At 65.3% G+C, this 16,093-nt stretch carries 16 protein-coding genes and 1 tRNA gene; 15 read left to right on the forward strand and 2 right to left on the reverse strand.

The features are described 5' to 3' along the window. Nucleotides 1–1,194: a (Fe-S)-binding protein gene (locus QLQ15_RS07285; RefSeq protein ID WP_283212164.1), complete on the reverse strand. Its 1,194-nt coding sequence runs from the start codon at nt 1,192–1,194 to the stop codon at nt 1–3. Between the two features lie 166 nt (nt 1,195–1,360). On the opposite strand from QLQ15_RS07285, the gene rplM reads away from it, so the two are divergent. From rplM to maiA, 5 genes are all read left to right on the forward strand, one after another. After that, entirely contained in the window at nt 1,361–1,789 is a 429-nt protein-coding gene (rplM, locus tag QLQ15_RS07290) for a 50S ribosomal protein L13 (protein ID WP_283212165.1), read from the forward strand. Between the two features lie 26 nt (nt 1,790–1,815). Next, nucleotides 1,816–2,208, forward strand: coding sequence for a 30S ribosomal protein S9 (rpsI, locus tag QLQ15_RS07295; RefSeq protein ID WP_283212166.1), 393 nt, complete (start codon nt 1,816–1,818; stop codon nt 2,206–2,208). A gap of 24 nt (nt 2,209–2,232) precedes the next feature. Continuing rightward, a tRNA-Gln gene (locus tag QLQ15_RS07300) sits at nt 2,233–2,307 on the forward strand. A gap of 204 nt (nt 2,308–2,511) precedes the next feature. Next, nucleotides 2,512–3,495 (forward strand): fumarylacetoacetate hydrolase family protein, encoded by a 984-nt coding sequence (locus QLQ15_RS07305; protein WP_283212167.1) that lies wholly within the window; start codon nt 2,512–2,514, stop codon nt 3,493–3,495. A gap of 54 nt (nt 3,496–3,549) precedes the next feature. Beyond that, entirely contained in the window at nt 3,550–4,218 is a 669-nt protein-coding gene (gene maiA / locus QLQ15_RS07310) for a maleylacetoacetate isomerase (protein ID WP_283212168.1), read from the forward strand. 67 nt (nt 4,219–4,285) lie between these two features. Here the strand turns inward: maiA and QLQ15_RS07315 are convergent, their stop codons facing one another. Continuing rightward, nucleotides 4,286–5,392, reverse strand: a complete 1,107-nt coding sequence (locus QLQ15_RS07315; RefSeq protein WP_283212169.1) for a PilT/PilU family type 4a pilus ATPase — start codon at nt 5,390–5,392, stop codon at nt 4,286–4,288. A gap of 100 nt (nt 5,393–5,492) precedes the next feature. On the opposite strand from QLQ15_RS07315, the gene QLQ15_RS07320 reads away from it, so the two are divergent. The 10 genes from QLQ15_RS07320 (at nt 5,493) to QLQ15_RS07365 (ending at nt 16,088) form a co-directional block, all read left to right on the forward strand. After that, on the forward strand, nt 5,493–5,873 hold the full coding sequence (locus tag QLQ15_RS07320) for a DUF4398 domain-containing protein (RefSeq protein WP_283212170.1): 381 nt from the start codon (nt 5,493–5,495) through the stop codon (nt 5,871–5,873). Further along, on the forward strand, nt 5,870–6,757 hold the full coding sequence (locus QLQ15_RS07325) for an OmpA family protein (protein WP_283212171.1): 888 nt from the start codon (nt 5,870–5,872) through the stop codon (nt 6,755–6,757). The genes QLQ15_RS07320 and QLQ15_RS07325 overlap by 4 nt, the downstream gene beginning before the upstream one ends. Before the next feature lie 368 nt (nt 6,758–7,125). Then, on the forward strand, nt 7,126–7,344 hold the full coding sequence (locus tag QLQ15_RS07330; protein WP_283212172.1) for an HP1242/YdcH family protein: 219 nt from the start codon (nt 7,126–7,128) through the stop codon (nt 7,342–7,344). 212 nt (nt 7,345–7,556) lie between these two features. Further along, entirely contained in the window at nt 7,557–8,933 is a 1,377-nt protein-coding gene (locus QLQ15_RS07335) for a pyridoxal-phosphate dependent enzyme (protein ID WP_283212173.1), read from the forward strand. A 182-nt stretch (nt 8,934–9,115) separates the two neighbouring features. Further along, a complete protein-coding gene (locus QLQ15_RS07340; RefSeq protein ID WP_283212174.1) occupies nt 9,116–10,300 on the forward strand; it encodes a cystathionine gamma-synthase in 1,185 nt (394 codons plus the stop codon). Next, a complete protein-coding gene (locus QLQ15_RS07345) occupies nt 10,272–11,705 on the forward strand; it encodes a glycosyltransferase family 4 protein (RefSeq protein ID WP_283212175.1) in 1,434 nt (477 codons plus the stop codon). Before QLQ15_RS07340 ends, QLQ15_RS07345 begins: the two co-directional genes overlap by 29 nt. Next, the gene (locus tag QLQ15_RS07350; protein ID WP_283212176.1) at nt 11,702–12,493 is read left to right on the forward strand and encodes an ABC transporter permease; all 792 of its coding nucleotides are present in this window, start codon (nt 11,702–11,704) and stop codon (nt 12,491–12,493) included. Before QLQ15_RS07345 ends, QLQ15_RS07350 begins: the two co-directional genes overlap by 4 nt. Next, complete coding sequence (locus QLQ15_RS07355; RefSeq protein ID WP_283212177.1) at nt 12,490–13,728, forward strand: ABC transporter ATP-binding protein; 1,239 nt, start codon at nt 12,490–12,492, stop codon at nt 13,726–13,728. Before QLQ15_RS07350 ends, QLQ15_RS07355 begins: the two co-directional genes overlap by 4 nt. A 48-nt stretch (nt 13,729–13,776) precedes the next feature. Further along, nucleotides 13,777–15,195, forward strand: coding sequence for a methyltransferase domain-containing protein (locus tag QLQ15_RS07360; protein WP_283212178.1), 1,419 nt, complete (start codon nt 13,777–13,779; stop codon nt 15,193–15,195). Next, the gene (locus QLQ15_RS07365) at nt 15,192–16,088 is read left to right on the forward strand and encodes a GDP-mannose 4,6-dehydratase (RefSeq protein WP_283212179.1); all 897 of its coding nucleotides are present in this window, start codon (nt 15,192–15,194) and stop codon (nt 16,086–16,088) included. The genes QLQ15_RS07360 and QLQ15_RS07365 overlap by 4 nt, the downstream gene beginning before the upstream one ends. Nucleotides 16,089–16,093 lie beyond the last annotated feature (5 nt).

Raw genomic sequence — 16,093 nt, forward strand, 5'->3', positions numbered from 1 at the left:
TTACGTGTGGCCCACCGCGCGTGGCGGTGAAGGCGGGGCGTCGAGCAGCTCGGCCAGGAATTCGAGGGGATGCTGCACGGGCACGGCAGTGCCGCCTGCGAAATGCAGGCGGCAGCCGATGTTGGCGCTGAGCAGGCGTGTGGCGCCACTGGATTCCAGCTGGCGCAGGAGCGGCGCGCGGAACTCGGCCGCACGCGCCGGGTCGTCCAGCATCTGCAGGCCGGCGGCGCCGCAGCAGCCGTACCCCGCATCGAGTTCGATCACCTCCAGTCCCGGGACGGCCGCGAGCAACCGGCGCAGCGCGGGCGCCGAGCGCACCACGCTGCGCTGCGTGCAGGGCAGGTGCAATGCCACGCGCGCCTGGCTGGGGCGCCACCGCAGTGCGTCCGGCGCCTCGGCAATGCGGTCGGCGAGGAACGCGATGGCATCGACCACCCGGCGCGGGCCAGGCAGCGCCTGGGCCACCGCATCGTGGCAGCCGCTCGCGAGCGTCAGTACGGTCGCCGATGAGGCGAAGGCGTCACGGTTGCGTGTGGCGAGTCGTTGCGCGCCGTCGACATCGCCACCGTGCGCATGGAGGGTGCCGCAACAGGCCTGCCCGGCAGGCACGGCCAGCTCGATGCCCAGGGCCTGACAGCATCGTGCGAGCGCGTCCCGTACCCCGGTTTCGTACGAATCGGCCACGCAGCCCACGAACACGGAGACCCGCGCCCCGCGCGTCGTCATTTCCGGGGCGCTGTCGTGGGACGGCGGGGGCGGCAGTGTGCGCAAGCGGCCCGGCAGGAAACGGTAGGTGACCCGATAGGCCGACAACAGCGACCGCAAGAGCGGCGGCCGCGCCACGAGGAATTCGATCGCGCGGCGGCGCCAGCCCGCGCCCCGACGTGTGCGCTGACGCGCGCGCGCCGTGACCAGCAGTTCGCCATACTGCACGCCCGCCGGACACACGCTCTCGCAGCTGCGGCAGCCCAGGCACTGGTCGAGGTGGCGGTCGCCCGTCGGCGTGGGGTCAAGCGCATCCAGGGCCCAGGCCCGGGCCAGGGCGATGCGGCCGCGCGGCGACTCGGCCTCGTTCCGCTCCAGGCCGTAGGTGGGGCAGGTGGGGAGGCACAGCCCGCACTGGACGCAGCGGTCGGCCAGGGCCACCAGCGGGTCGGTCGGTCCGGGCTGGGGCGAACGCGAGGCGGTCGGCATGGGCCGATTCTAGCGTGGCGACCCTGCGACTTGCGGCGACCGGCCTGGCCCGCTATGATTCCGCTTCTTTCGTTCCACCCTCCACAGCGCGAGGCGAAATTCCGCCGGCGCGGCCCTGCCGCCCGAGAACGGAATCAGCCCGACAAAGCACCCATACAGACCAGTCATGAAGACTTTCACCGCCAAGAACGAGACCGTCCAGCGTGACTGGTACGTCGTAGACGCCGACGGCAAGACCCTCGGCCGCCTGTGCTCCGAACTCGCGCGCCGTCTGCGCGGCAAGCACAAGCCGGTTTTCACCCCGCACGTCGACACGGGTGACTACCTCATCGTGATCAACGCCGAGAAGATTGCCGTCACCGGCAAGAAGCTGCAGGACAAGCAGTACCACCGCTTCACCGGCTACATCGGCAACCTCAAGACCGAGACCCTCGCCCAGGCGCTTGAGCGCCATCCCGAGCGCGTCATCGAGATCGCCGTGAAGGGCATGCTGCCGAAGAATCCGCTCGGCCGCGCCATGTACCGCAAGCTCAAGGTCTACAAGGGCTCCGAGCACCCGCACGCCGCCCAGCAGCCGCAGCCGCTGGACTTCTGATTCGGACCCTTTCTTAGAGACATCCCATGGCACTCCAGCAGAACTACGGCACCGGCCGCCGCAAGTCCTCCACCGCCCGCGTTTTCCTGCGCAAGGGCGCTGGCAACATCACCGTCAACCAGCGTCCGCTGGATGAGTTCTTCGGTCGCGAGACCGCGCGCATGATCGTGCGCCAGCCGCTCGAGCTGACCCAGTCGACCGACAAGTTCGACGTCGTGGTCACCGTCGCCGGCGGCGGCATCACCGGCCAGGCCGGTGCGATCCGCCTCGGCATCGCCCGCGCGCTGGTCGAGTACGACGAGTCGCTGAAGTCCGAGCTGCGCAAGGCCGGCTTCATGACCCGTGACGCCCGCGAGGTCGAGCGCAAGAAGGTCGGCCTGCACAAGGCACGTCGCGCTACCCAGTTCTCCAAGCGCTAATTTCTGCGCTAAAATTGATCGCATAGCCCCGTCGCCAAGCGGTAAGGCACCTGACTCTGACTCAGGCATTCGGTGGTTCGAATCCATCCGGGGCTGCCATATCAAACAAAGAACCCGCCGCAAGGCGGGTTTTTTGTTGCCTGCGCGCTGCCAGACGCCGAATACGCGATGCGTCCCGCGACCCCGCCGGACGGACGTTGTCAGAATGCGGAGCGGTTTTACGTTCTCGTTCATGTCTCGCCGCCGTGCGCACTCGTTACAATTGAAACCATCGCGCGGCAGCGCTGAACTCACGGAGTTTCGATGAAGCTTGGTTCACTGAAGGAAGGCGGCCGCGACGGCACCCTCATCGTGGTCTCGCGCGACCTGCGTCGCGCCGTGCGCGCCACCGGCATCGCGCCGACGATGCAGCGCGCGCTGGAAGACTGGTCGAACGCCGCGCCGCGACTGAATGCCCTGTCGGATGCGCTTAATGCCTGCACCGCCGAAGATGCCTTCGAGCTCGAGATGGGGGCGCTCGCCGCGCCGCTGCCGCGTGCGTACGAATTCGTCGACGGGTCGGCCTATCTGCCGCATGTCGAACGCGTGCGCCGCGCGCGTGGCGCCGAGGTGCCGGAAAGCTTCTACACCGATCCGCTGATGTACCAGGCAGTCAGCGCCGGTTTCTACGGTCCGCGCGATCCGGTGCGCGTGCCCAGCGAGGAATACGGCATCGACCTGGAGGCTGAAGTCGTCATCGTCACCGACGACGTACCGATGGCCGCCACGCCCGAGCAGGCGGCCGCGCACATCCAGCTGGTCGGTCTGGTCAACGATGTCTCGCTGCGCAACCTGATTCCGAACGAACTGGCGAAAGGTTTCGGCTTCCTGCAATCCAAGCCGCGTTCGGCACTGAGCCCGGTGTTCGTGACACCGGACGAGCTGGGCGACGCCTGGAAGGGCAACAAGGTGCATCTGCCGCTGCTCACGCACATCAACGGCGAATGGTTCGGCGCGCCGGAGGCGGGCATCGACATGCAGTTCGACTTCGCGCAACTGGTCGCGCATGCGGCGAAGACGCGTCCGTTGTCTGCCGGCACCATCGTGGGCTCGGGCACCGTGGCCAATCAGGACACGTCGTTGGGTGCGTCGTGCTTCGCCGAGAAGCGCACCGTCGAGACGCTGGAGCATGGCAAGCCGTCGACGCCGTTCATGAGTTTTGGCGACACCGTGCGCATCGAGATGCGCGCGCGCGACGGTGGCGACATCTTCGGGGCGATCGAGCAGCGCATCGAACGCGTCGAGTAATGGGCGCCGCGCGGCTTTCGTGCCGCGCGGCAGGGTATCCGGGGGAGGGGATCGATGTCGGCTGAGCACCTGCGGTTGTATTCGTACTGGCGTTCGAGCGCGGCGTATCGCGTGCGCATCGGCCTGAACCTGAAGCAATTGCCCTACGAGACCGTGCCCGTGCACCTGCTGCGCGATGGCGGGGAGCAGCGCACCGAAGCCTTCCGCGACGTCAACCCGCAAGGCTTGGTGCCGGTGCTGCAGCATGGCGAGCGGCTGATGCGGCAGTCGGTGGCGATCCTGGAATACCTCGACGAGACGTGGCCGGAGCCGCCGCTGCTACCGACGGCGGCCCGAGACCGCCAACGCGTACGTGCCATCGCGCAGGCGATCGCGTGCGACATCCACCCGCTCAACAACCTGCGTGTGCTGCAGTACTTCAGCCACGGCTGGCACGTGCCGCAGCCCGAGCGCGATGCGTGGGTGCAGCACTGGATCCAGGACGGCTTCGCCGCGCTCGAAGCGATGCTGGCGGACCATCCGTCCACCGGCACGTTCTGCGAGGGCAATACGCCCACCATCGCAGACTGCTGCCTGGTGCCGCAGGTCTACAACGCGCGCCGCTTCGCGGTGGACCTTTCGCCCTATCCCACGATCCTGAGGATCGAGAAGGCCTGCCTCGCGTTACCGGCATTCGAGGCCGCACGGCCCGAACGCCAACCCGACGCGCCGGAAGCCAGCTGAGCCCATAACGCAGACGGCCTGCGCGGTGAGGCGCAGGCCGTCGGGTGTGGAGCACTTGTCGCGAAGATCAGGTGGCGGCGTACACGTCGGCATACGGGTCGTGTTCGCCCGTGGAGCCTTCCGACAGGCGGAACTTCAACGACAGGCCTTCGCGCGAGTCGGCGGCCTTGAGCGCTTCTTCCATGTCGATCTTGCCTTCCTTGTAGAGGCGGAACAGGCACTGGTCGAACGACTCCATGCCTTCTTCCAGCGACTCTTCCATCGCCTGCTTGATCTCGTGCACCTGGCCGCGGCGCATCAGGTCGCGGATGTGCGGGGTGTTGATCAGCACTTCCGCCGCCGGCACGCGACGACCATCGGTACCCACCACCAGGCGCTGGCTGACCACCGCGCGCAGGTTCAGCGCGAGGTTCATCAGCACGTTCTTGTGCGCCGCTTCCGGGAAGAAGTTGAGGATGCGCTCCAGCGTCTGGTCGGCGTTGTTGGAGTGCAGCGTGGCCAGGCACAGGTGGCCGGTTTCGGCGAAGGCGATGGCCGCTTCCATCGTCGTGGCGTCGAGGATTTCGCCGATGAGGATGACGTCCGGCGCCTCGCGCATCGCGTTCTTCAGCGCGTTGTGGAAGGCGTGCGTGTCCAGGCCGACCTCGCGCTGGTTCACGATCGACTTCTTGTGCTTGTGCAGGTATTCGATCGGATCCTCGATGGTGAGGACGTGGCCCGAGATGTTGCTGTTGCGGTAGTCGATCATCGACGCGAGCGTGGTCGACTTGCCCGAGCCGGTGGAGCCGACGATCAGCACCAGGCCGCGCGGGGCCATGATGATGTCCTTCAGCACCTGTGGCAGCTGCAGTTCCTCGATCGACGGAATCACGCTGCGGATGGCGCGGATCACCATGCCGACTTCGCCGCGTTGCTTGAACACGTTGATGCGGAAGCGGCCGGCTTCGGGCAGGGCAAGCGCCATGTTCAGTTCGAGGTCACGCTCGAACAGCGGAACCTGTCCCTCGTCCATCAGCGAATAGGCGATCTTCTTGACCATCCCGGGCGGCAGGCCAGTGTTACCCAGCGGGTAAAGCTTGCCTTCGACCTTGATGTACACCGGCGCGCCGGTCGTCAGGAACATGTCCGACGCATTCTTTTCCGTCATCAGCTTCAGGAAATAGCCGATGTCCATGCAACAACCCCTTCTTGGCCCTTCGGCCGCGGCCAGCCATTGCCAGCGTGCGTGCCCCTTTACGACAATGGCCGCGCGACCCTCAGGCCCGGCCTCCCCAATGCATCCAAGCTTCGCACAAATCCGATTTCCGCTGCTGGCTGCAGTTCTCGCTTCCGTACTCTCCTCCTGCGCCTCCCTGCCGCCGCCCACGGGCGAGCTGGCGGCGGCCCGCCAGGCGGTGAGCCGGGCCGAGGACGCGGATGGCGACCAGTACGCCCTCCAGGAGCTCAACACGGCCCGCGGCGAGCTGTCCCGGGCCCAGTCGGCGATGAGCGCCGGTGACGAGGACGCTGCCCGCCGGCTGTCCCTGGCCGCCGCGGCCGACGCCGACCTGGCCTACGCCAAGAGTCGGGAGGCGCTGGCGACGGCCCAACTGGGCCAGCGCCAGGGCGAGGTCGACGAGTTGCACCGCCGCCTGCAGACGGAGGGTCAGCCATGAGCCTGCGCCACCTGATCCTGCCGATGGCCCTTGTCGCGGTTTTCGCCGTGCAACCGGCGTGGGCCGCGGACAATCCCGACGTCGTTCGCCTGACCCAGCGACTGACGACGCTGGAAGCCAATTCCCAACTCAACACGTTGGCTGCATACGAGCGCCTCCAGGCGCGCCAGGCCGTGGACACGCTGGCCCAGGCCTCGGGCAAGCAGCGTCCGGACGCGCTGTACGTGGCCGAGCGTCGCGTCCAGATCGCGGAGGTTTCCGCGCGGACCCAGGCGATGCAGCGCGATATCGACCGCCTGGAGCGCGAGCGCAGCGAATTGCTGGTCGAAGCCAGCCGCCAGGATGCCGCCCGTGCCCGTGCCGAGAACGAGCGCCTGCGCCTCCAGGCGCAGATGCAGGCCGAGGAGGCCGAGCGCCTGCGCCAGCAGAGTGAGGCCGATGCGGTCGCCCTGCAGGACGTGGAAACGGCCCTCAAGGGTGTCGCCGGTGCGCAGACGGCGCGCCTCAACGCCGCGCGCGAGCGCGAGTCGAAGCTGGCCCGCGAGGAGGCCGAACTGGTTGCCGGCGGCAAGCTGCCCGCCTCCAAGCGCGACAGTCGCGGCGAGGTGTTCACCCTGGGCAAGGACAGCTTCGGTGCGGGCAAGGCCAGCCTGGGCAGTGGTGCCCAATCGACGGCCAAGACCATCGCCGCGTACGTGCAGGCGTTCTCGTCCGCCTCGGGCGTCCGGGTCGAGGTGACGGCTGCCGACGCCAAGCTGGCGCAGCGCCGCGCCGAGTCCGTTCGCGATGCGCTGGTCGCCGGTGGCGTGCCCCAGGCGAAGGTCCAGGTGAGCGGTCGCGCGGGCAAGGCTGACCGCAACGAAGTGGTCGTTCAGTCCAAGTAAAACAATGACTTGGGCGGGCACGGCCATGGCCGGTGCCCGCCCGTTGCCTCCTTCGGGACCGAGCTCACACCTCGCCGACGACACCCTTGCCGACCGTGGGAGGGAGGAGTAGGGTCAAGTCTCCAAGCGGCCTGTTTTCCGCTTGGCGATGAGCAAGGTCGATGACGTCAACGCCCCTCTCGCAGGACCCCGCCGCCCCACGCAAGTTGGTGGCCGGGCTGTGTGAAGCCGGCGCCGGATCCGATCTGCTCCCCCACGACCCCGAGCGACGCCCTGGTCCCACGACCGGGGCGTTTTCGTTTTCGGGGCCTTCCGCAAGGGCACGGGCCTGATGCCCGGGCTTCCCCAATCGCTGAAGGAGGCACTACATGTTCGAAGAACGACCGCAGCCAGAGATCGAAGCGCTGATGAAGGCCAACCCGGAATTCCGGCAGCTGTACCAGCGCCACAAGGATCTCGACAAGAGGGTGATGGACGCCGAACTGGGCGTTCTGCCGATCGATGACATCACCCTGGCGCAGATGAAGCGCGAGAAACTGGCTGCGAAGGACCGCCTGGTCCGGATGTACGACACGCAACGACACTGACGCTCTCCCACAGACTTCCTCGCCGCGGGCGGTGACTTCCTCGTCGGTCTCCCCGCCCGCGTCTCCCGGAACCGGGGCGGCTGCGTCCAGCAGCCGCCCCGGTGCGAAGGCCGGACCGCTCTCTGTCCAATGGCGGAAATACGGGTGCGTATGCCGATGCGTAAGCATCCGGAGCATCCACCCACGTCCTCCTGCGCGGCTAAACTGCGCGGATGAGCATCCACCAATCCGTACTCGAACTGATCGGCGGCACGCCGATCATCAAGGCGCAGCGTCTGGACACCGGCGTATGCGAGCTCTACCTCAAGCTCGAATCGCAGAACCCGGGCGGCTCCATCAAGGACCGCATCGGCCTGTCGATGATCGAAGCGGCCGAGAAGGCCGGGAGGATCCACCCCGGCGACACGCTGGTCGAAGGCACCGCGGGCAATACCGGCATCGGCCTGGCGCTGGTCGCGCAGCAGAAGGGCTACAAGCTCATCCTGGTGGTGCCCGACAAGATGAGCCGCGAGAAGATCTTCAACCTCAAGGCCATGGGTGCGCAGGTGGTGCTGACGCGCTCCGACGTCGCCAAGGGCCATCCCGACTACTACCAGGACCTGGCCGAACGCCTGGCCCGCGAAACGCCGGGCGCGTACTTCATCAACCAGTTCGGCAATCCGGACAACCCGGCCGCGCATGAGTTCGGCACGGGCCCGGAAATCCTCGCGCAGATGGAGAGCGTGGGTGGTATCGACGCCATCGTCTTCGGCTGCGGCAGCTCCGGCACGATGACCGGCCTGTCGCGCTGCTTCGCCGAGAAGTCGCCGCACACCGAACTGGTGCTGGCCGACCCGGTGGGCTCCATCCTCGAGGAGTACATCAACCGCGGCACGCTCAGCGACAAGTCCGCCAGCTGGATGGTGGAGGGCATCGGCGAGGATTTCCTGCCGCCGATCTCCGACTTCACCCGCGTGAAGAAGGCCTACGCCATCAGCGACAAGGAAAGCTTCCTCACCGCGCGCGAGCTGCTGGAAAAAGAGGGCATTCTCGGCGGCTCCTCGACCGGCACACTGCTCGCAGCGGCGCTGAAGTACTGCCGCGAGCAGACCAGCCCGAAGAAGGTGCTGACGCTGGTGCCCGACACGGGCAACAAGTACCTGTCGAAGATGTACAACGACTACTGGATGCTGGACAACGGCTTCCTCGCGCGCCAGCCCAGCGGCGACCTGCGCGACCTGATCCTGCGACCGTTCTCGCAGCGCGACACGGTGGTGGTCGGCCCCAACGACCTGCTGGTGACCGCGTACCAGCGCATGAAGCTCTACGACGTCTCGCAGCTGCCGGTGATGGATGGCGACAACATCGTGGGCATCGTCGACGAGAGCGACGTGCTGCTGCACGTCTACGGCGACGAGTCGCGCTTCCGCGACCCGGTCTCCACCGCGATGGTCAGCAAGCTCGACAAGATCGACGTGCGTTCGCCGATCGAATCGCTGCTTCCGGTGTTCGATCGCGGGCATGTCGCGATCGTGGTGGACGGCGACAGGTTCATCGGCCTGATCACCCGGATCGACCTGCTCAACTATCTGCGTCGCCGGGTGCAGTGACCCTGGCCGCGGGACGGGCGCAGGGGCGCCCGATCCCGCCCCGCATCACCCGGGCGCGTCGTTGATTCAGCCCTCGTTCGGGCCTTTGCCGAAGCTGCGTCCGCACCTTGCCGAGCCCGTTGCATACAGGGGGGCGGTGCTAGAATCGGCGGCCGCCATCCATGCGGAACAGGAAGGATTTGATGAGCGAACGACACGCGGAAGGCGGGGCTCGGAAGCCCGGTCTGGGAACCCTTGCGATCCACGCCGGACAGTCGCCGGACCCGAGCACGGGTGCGGTCATGACGCCGATCTACGCCACCTCGACCTACGCACAGTCCAGCCCGGGCGTGCACCAGGGGTTCGAGTACTCGCGCAGCCACAATCCCACCCGGTTCGCCTATGAGCGCTGCGTCGCCGGCCTGGAAGGTGGCACGCGCGGTTTCGCCTTTGCCTCGGGCCTGGCGGCCACCTCGACGATCCTCGAACTGCTGGATTCCGGCAGCCACGTGGTTGCCATGGACGATGTCTACGGCGGCACGTATCGCCTGTTCGAGCGCGTGCGCCGCCGGTCTGCCGGCCTGGATTTCAGCTGGGTCGACCTGAGCGACGTCAGCGCGTTCGAGGCCGCGATCCGTCCCGAAACGAAGATGGTCTGGATCGAGACGCCGACCAACCCGCTGCTCAAGCTGGTGGACATCGCGCAGATCGCCGCCATCGCGCGCAAGCGCGGCCTGATCGTGGTGGTCGACAACACGTTCTCTTCGCCGATCCTGCAGCGCCCGCTCGAACTGGGCGCGCACATCGTCATGCACTCGGCGACGAAGTACCTCAACGGCCACTCCGACATCGTCGGCGGCATGGCGGTGGTCGGCGACGATGCCGAGATCGCCGACCGCATGGCCTTCCTGCAGAACGCCATCGGTGGCGTGCAGGGCCCCTTCGACAGCTTCCTCGCCCTGCGCGGCCTCAAGACCCTGCACCTGCGCATGAAGGCGCACTGCGAGAACGCGCAGGCGCTGGCCGAGTGGCTGGAAACCCATCCGGCCATCGAGAAAGTGCTCTACCCCGGCCTGAAGTCGCACCCGCAGTACGAACTGGCCAAGCGCCAGATGCACGGCCCCGGCGGCATGATCAGCATCTACATCAAGGGCGGCGAAGCCGCCGCGCGCCGCATGATGGAGCGTTGCGAATACTTCACCGTGGCCGAGTCACTCGGCGGCGTGGAAAGCCTCATCAACCACCCGGCAATCATGACGCATGCGTCGGTACCGGCGGAGCGGCGTGCGCAGCTGGGCATCGCCGACAATCTGGTGCGGCTGAGCGTCGGTGTGGAGGACCTCGAAGACCTGAAGGCGGATGTTGATCACGCCCTTGGTCAACCGTGAACCGATTGCAGCGCCGTTGGAACTGCAAGTGAAAAAGAATGGGCGATCCGGCAGAAGTCTGAGCGCGACCGTGAGTCGTGCGGGCAGATGGGCTGCCAGTCAGTCCTGGCTGCTTGCTGCCTATAAGTTGATGCCAATGCGCATTCGCCAAGGCGTTTCTTCAACGTTCGGTGCGCACGTCCAGCGCAGCTTGGGGTTCGAACGCACCGCGCGCTGGGATGAGGACGTTGCCTTCTGGCGACCGGAACGAGAACCGTCGGCACCTTCGGATGACGGTATCGGCGTGAACCTCGTTGGGTATTTCAGCGGTCAGTTCGGGCTTGCGGAAAGCGCGCGCGCCTATGCCAAGGCCCTGATCGATGCCGGCTGCCCCATCAGCCTGCACGAAGCGGACATCGATGTGCCGCACAGCATGGGTGACCGGACCATGCGGTCCTTGATGGGCGCTGGCGCGCGTCATGGCGTCGACATCGTGTTCGTGAATCCGGATCACTTTGCGTCCGCACTCGAACGGATGCCGGTTGGTTCGCGCCGTCCGAGGATTGTCGGGTTCTGGTTCTGGGAGCTTGCCGAGGTGCCGCGCCAGTGGTTGCCCGCCATTGAGGCAGTCGACGAGATCATGGTGGCGACGGAGTTCGTCGCCGATGCCTTCCGCGCGGTGACGGACAAGCCGGTAACTACGATCAACTACCCGCTGCAGATTCCCATCTCGAGTCGCCTGGCGCGTTCCGATTTCGGCATCCCCGAGAACGCATATGCCTTCCTGTGCACATTCGATTTCAACTCCGCCATCGAGCGCAAGAACCCGATGGCTGTCGTCCGCGCATTCCGCGCCGCCTTCGCTTCCGGGCGTGACGACTTCTTTCTGATGATCAAATCCTCCAATGGGGGGCGTCAACCGGACCAGCTGCGCCGGCTGCTGGACGAGATCGGCGACGACCAGCGCATCCAGGTGCGTGATGATGTGATCGAAGGCCATCACCTTCATGCGCTTCAGCACGCGTGCGACGCTTATGTGTCGCTGCACCGCGCGGAGGGCCTTGGACTGGGCATGGCTGAGTCCATGAGGATCGGCAAGCCGGTCGTCGCAACCGGCTGGTCCGGCAACATGGCCTTCATGAACGAGCGCAACAGCCTGCTCGTCGACTACACACTGACGCAGGTAGAGGCAGGGCAATACCCGAACGCCACCGGCATGCTCTGGGCCGAGCCCAACCTCGACTCTGCTGCGAGCCTGATGAGAAAGCTCGCAGACGATCGCGAATGGGGCCGCAATATCGGTCGGCGAGCCGCTGTGGACATCGCCGAGACGCTGTCACCCGCTCGCAGCGCCGACGCGATGATGCGTTGGTTGACCACCGTGGACACCTCGGGTGTCCACCCTCACGGACAACAGCAGTCATGAAGTTCCTGCGAGCCATCTGGGCTTATCGCTATTTCATCCTCGTGTCGATCAGGAACGAGTTGAGGGTGCGCTTCACGCGGAGCAAGCTGGGCGGGCTGTGGATGGTGATTCATCCGCTTTCCCAGGTGCTCATCTTCGCCCTTATCCTGTCCGAAGTGCTGTCGGCGAAACTGCCGGGCGTCGACAACAAGTACGCCTACGCGCTGTACCTGCTTGCAGGCATGCTGTTCTGGTCACTTTTCGTCGAAACCATCGGAAAGTTCCTGACGTTGTTCATCGACAACGGCAATCTGATGAAGAAGATGGCCTTTCCCCGCATCTGTCTGCCGATCATCGCGGGCGGGACAATGCTGGTGAACAACGTCCTGTTGTGCCTGGCGATCTTCGGAGTTTTCGCAGTGCTGGGGCACTTTCCTGATCACCAGATCGTGTGGTTGCCGCTGCTCATCGTGGCCAACCTGCTGCTGGCGATGTCGCTGGGAATGCTGCTTGGAATACTCAATGTGTTCATGCGCGACCTTGGACAGGTGGTCCCGGTCGTGCTGTCGGCACTCTTCTGGCTGACGCCCATTGTCTACAACATCAACGTGCTGCCTGAGCGATTCCAGCGCTGGTTTGCGTTGAATCCGCTGCATCCCCTCGTGACGAGCTACCAGAACGTGCTTGTGTACGGAAAAGCGCCCGCGTGGGGTGGCTTGCTGGTGCTCATCCTCGGGACCATGGTGTTGTCCCTGACGGCGCTCTTCGTGTTCCGACAGGCCTCGGCGGAAATGGTGGACTCCCTATGAGTGCGCAGTTGCATGTCGAAGGTTTGAGCAAGTCGTACGCTCGCTGGTCGAACGAATGGCTGCGCGTACTTTCCTGGTTCGGCCTGCCGGTGAAGCCTGTTGAGCAGCACAACGTGCTGCGCAACATCAGCTTTACTGTCCGGCCCGGCGAGTGCGTGGGCATCGTCGGTCAGAACGGCGCGGGTAAGAGCACGCTGCTGAAGCTGATCACCGGCACATTGCAACCGACGTCGGGCCGCGTGACCAGGACGGGCAGTGTTTCGGCGATCCTCGAACTGGGCATGGGCTTCAACCTTGACCTGACCGGACGCCAGAACGTGTTCCACGCGGCAGGATTGATGGGGCGCTCACAAGCTGAGGTGGCGGCGGTCATTGCCGATATCGAGCGATTCGCCGAGATCGGGGACTACTTCGATGAGCCGGTGCGTACCTATTCCAGCGGCATGCAGATGCGCGTGGCCTTCAGCGTCGCCACAGCGTTTCGACCGGACCTTCTGATCGTCGACGAGGCTTTGTCGGTCGGCGACACGTACTTCGTGCACAAGTGCTTCGATCGCATCAAGGAGTTCCGGGAGCAAGGAACCACCCTGTTGTTCGTCTCGCACGACCCGACCGCCGTGCAGGCGCTATGCGACCGGGCGATCCTCATCGAGGCGGGCAGTCTCATCCTCGACGCGGAACCCAAGCAGGTCATCGATTACTACAATGCGTTGATCGCCAAGAAGGAGCAGGCGGCGATCACGGTGTCCACGCTTGAGCAGGGTGGCGTCTCGGTCGAGTCGGGTAGCTACGAAGCGTCGGTGGAGGGAGTCGCGCTGCTGAACGAGCGGGGAGAGGCGACCGAATATCTCGAAGTCGGCGAGATTGTCACCCTGAGTGTGCGGGTGCGGGTCCGCGATCCCCTTGAGAATCTTGTGTTTGGTTACATGGTCCGTGACCGTTTGGGGCAGGTCATGTTCGGCACCAACACTCACTACTCGGATCAGGGGCTCACAAGCTTGCAGGCAGGTGAGGAGCTGGTCTTTGAAGCGCGCTTCGCCGCAGCGCTCGGGCCAGGCAGCTATTCGATCTCGATCGCGCTTGCCGATGCGCAGGATCACATCGGCCGCAACTATCAATGGAAGGATATGGCGCTGATGTTCGCGGTGGTGAATGCGAGCCGCGACTACTTCATCGGAAGCTGCTGGCTGCCGCCGAAGATCGCCATCAAGTCGTCCCTTCAGGCGGCACAATGACCTGCTGTCCGCAGCTCATCAACGGTTCTGGAAGTTCTTGGAGCATACATGTCTGGCAGGAATGAGCATCTGATCTCGGCCGAAGAGGTGATGCGTCGGGTGCGCGTCAAGCTGGGGCTTCCCCATGCAGGGAGCACGCCAACGCTGTCCGCGCAGGAAGGGATCAATGGGCAGGGCCCGCTCCTGTCTGCCGCCGCACAGCGGGATTTCCAACGGAAAGGGGAGTACGCGCTGGGTGATCTGCTGCGTTACGATGACGCCGAGTTCGTAACCAACGTCTATCGAGCCGTGCTCGTACGCGAGCCCGATGGTGGCGCTGGCGGTTACCTGCGCGAACTGCGCGCGGGTAGCATTTCAAAGGTCGAGGTGATTGGCGCCATCCGCTGGTCCCCGGAAGGCCTTTCCCGATCGGTCCACGTCGACGGGTTGCTCATCCCTTACAAGCTTCAGGTGTGGCGCCGTCTCCCCGTCGTGGGCCGTGTACTCGGATGGGGCCTGGATGCGATCCGCCTGCCAACGCTGTTGCGGCGCCTGGAAACGCAACTGGGGCATGTGAGCGGCGATGCGCAGGCGATGCATGAGGCGCTCGGACGCGTTTCCGCGACCAACAGTGAGCGAATCGTATCGCTCGAGAAAGCCGTGACGGCACTGCCCAGCATGGAGGCCATCGAAGATCTGCAGTCGCGCATGGACGCCCAGGCCGAACGTATCTCGGCAGAAATCGAGGTTATGAAGACGTCGCGCGGTCCGGCGGTGGGCGAGAGTCTGCGCAAGGATCTTGACCAGCTCTATGCAGACTTCGAGGAACAGTTCCGCGGCCCCGAAGAACAGATCCGCCAACGTCTCGAACCCTACCTCAAGTTCGTTTCGGACCTTGGTGTAGGCACGCCGGATACGCCGGTGGTGGACCTGGGCTGCGGCCGCGGCGAGTGGTTGCAGATGCTGCGCGACCGAGGGCTTACCGCATCAGGCGTGGACCTCAACGAGGTATTCGTCCAGACCTGTCAGGCGAAGGGTCTGAACGTTGCCGCGCAAGATGCCATTGCCATGCTGCGCAGTTTGCCGGCGCGCTCGGTAGGCCTGGTCACCTCGTTCCATCTCGTCGAACACCTCCCGTTCGAGGTGATGATCGACCTCTTCGACGAAGCGCTGAGGGTGCTGGTGCCAGGGGGCGGCATGATCATCGAGACGCCGAATCCGGAGAATGCACTCGTGGCCCAGTGGGCCTTCTATATGGATCCGACGCACCGTAATCCACTCCCGCCCGAGATGCTGCGTTGGATGGTGAACTCGCGGGGGTTCGTCCAGTCGGACATCGTCAGGCTCTTCGAGGCGAGGACCCCGACCGCGTTGGAAGCGGTGCCGGCAGAGATGGCCGGCGCGGCCACCATCAATGCCCTGGCGGAGCCGACGCGCGCGTCCCTGGACTACGCGATCGTCGCGAGAAAGTCGGTGTCCGCGCTGTGAGTCGACGCGCGCTGATCACAGGGGCGGGAGGATTCGTTGGCAGCCATGTGCTGCAGGCCATCGATCAAGGTCGCTTCCCGGTCGACTCGGTCATGCCGCTGCCGGCTGGTCTGGACCTTCGGGATGCCGAGGCCGTCCGGTCTTTCGTGACGGCCAACCCGGCGGATGTCGTCGTGCACCTGGCCGCCCAGAGTTTTGTACCACGCTCGATATCGGACCCTGAAGAGACCTATCAGGTCAACGTGATGGGAACGCTCCACCTGCTCGAGGCTTTGTCGAGCGCCGGCTTCGCAGGGCGGTTGCTCTACGTGAGTTCCGGCGATGTCTACGGTCGGGTCGAAGAGCCGGCGCTTCCCGTCAATCCTTCCACGCCTGCGTGCCCGCTCAACCCCTATGCCTCCAGCAAGCTGGCAGCGGAGGAGCTGTGCTTGCAGTGGGGCCGCAGGCTGGGCCATGACGTGGTGATCGCACGGCCGTTCAATCACATAGGCCCCGGGCAGAGCGAGCGCTTCGTGGTGCCATCGCTGGCGGCGCAACTGCTGTCGATTCGTGCGGGTACGCTGCCTCCCGTTCTCGAGGTCGGTGATATCGACAGCTCGCGGGACTTCACCGATGTGCGCGATGTCGTGGAAGCCTATGGCAGGATTCTCGAATCCGGCGTACCCGGAAAGCGCTACATCGTTGCCTCGGGGGTCGAGCGACGGGTGCGCGACATCATCGAGACCATGGTGGACATGCTCGGCTTGCAGGTCGAGGTGAAGCGGGATCCCGCCAGGTACCGTCCTTCGGAACAGCGCAGGATGGTCGCGGATGCGTCGGAAACGCGTCGCGACACCGGCTGGAGCCCCGGGATCGAATTCCAGACGACTTTGAAAGACATTCTGAAGGTATGAGGTTG

The organism is Lysobacter stagni (assembly GCF_030053425.1).
Taxonomy (GTDB): domain Bacteria; phylum Pseudomonadota; class Gammaproteobacteria; order Xanthomonadales; family Xanthomonadaceae; genus Lysobacter_J; species Lysobacter_J stagni.

Excerpts from the sequence above, each read along its gene's own strand:
- QLQ15_RS07285 (WP_283212164.1), bottom strand. The coding sequence starts at position 1,194 with ATGCCGACCGCCTCGCGTTCGCCCCAGCCCGGACCGACCGACCCGCTG.
- rplM (WP_283212165.1), top strand. The coding sequence starts at position 1,361 with ATGAAGACTTTCACCGCCAAGAACGAGACCGTCCAGCGTGACTGGTAC.
- rpsI (WP_283212166.1), top strand. The coding sequence starts at position 1,816 with ATGGCACTCCAGCAGAACTACGGCACCGGCCGCCGCAAGTCCTCCACC.
- QLQ15_RS07305 (WP_283212167.1), top strand. The coding sequence starts at position 2,512 with ATGAAGCTTGGTTCACTGAAGGAAGGCGGCCGCGACGGCACCCTCATC.
- maiA (WP_283212168.1), top strand. The coding sequence starts at position 3,550 with ATGTCGGCTGAGCACCTGCGGTTGTATTCGTACTGGCGTTCGAGCGCG.
- QLQ15_RS07315 (WP_283212169.1), bottom strand. The coding sequence starts at position 5,392 with ATGGACATCGGCTATTTCCTGAAGCTGATGACGGAAAAGAATGCGTCG.
- QLQ15_RS07320 (WP_283212170.1), top strand. The coding sequence starts at position 5,493 with ATGCATCCAAGCTTCGCACAAATCCGATTTCCGCTGCTGGCTGCAGTT.
- QLQ15_RS07325 (WP_283212171.1), top strand. The coding sequence starts at position 5,870 with ATGAGCCTGCGCCACCTGATCCTGCCGATGGCCCTTGTCGCGGTTTTC.
- QLQ15_RS07330 (WP_283212172.1), top strand. The coding sequence starts at position 7,126 with ATGTTCGAAGAACGACCGCAGCCAGAGATCGAAGCGCTGATGAAGGCC.
- QLQ15_RS07335 (WP_283212173.1), top strand. The coding sequence starts at position 7,557 with ATGAGCATCCACCAATCCGTACTCGAACTGATCGGCGGCACGCCGATC.
- QLQ15_RS07340 (WP_283212174.1), top strand. The coding sequence starts at position 9,116 with ATGAGCGAACGACACGCGGAAGGCGGGGCTCGGAAGCCCGGTCTGGGA.
- QLQ15_RS07345 (WP_283212175.1), top strand. The coding sequence starts at position 10,272 with ATGTTGATCACGCCCTTGGTCAACCGTGAACCGATTGCAGCGCCGTTG.
- QLQ15_RS07350 (WP_283212176.1), top strand. The coding sequence starts at position 11,702 with ATGAAGTTCCTGCGAGCCATCTGGGCTTATCGCTATTTCATCCTCGTG.
- QLQ15_RS07355 (WP_283212177.1), top strand. The coding sequence starts at position 12,490 with ATGAGTGCGCAGTTGCATGTCGAAGGTTTGAGCAAGTCGTACGCTCGC.
- QLQ15_RS07360 (WP_283212178.1), top strand. The coding sequence starts at position 13,777 with ATGTCTGGCAGGAATGAGCATCTGATCTCGGCCGAAGAGGTGATGCGT.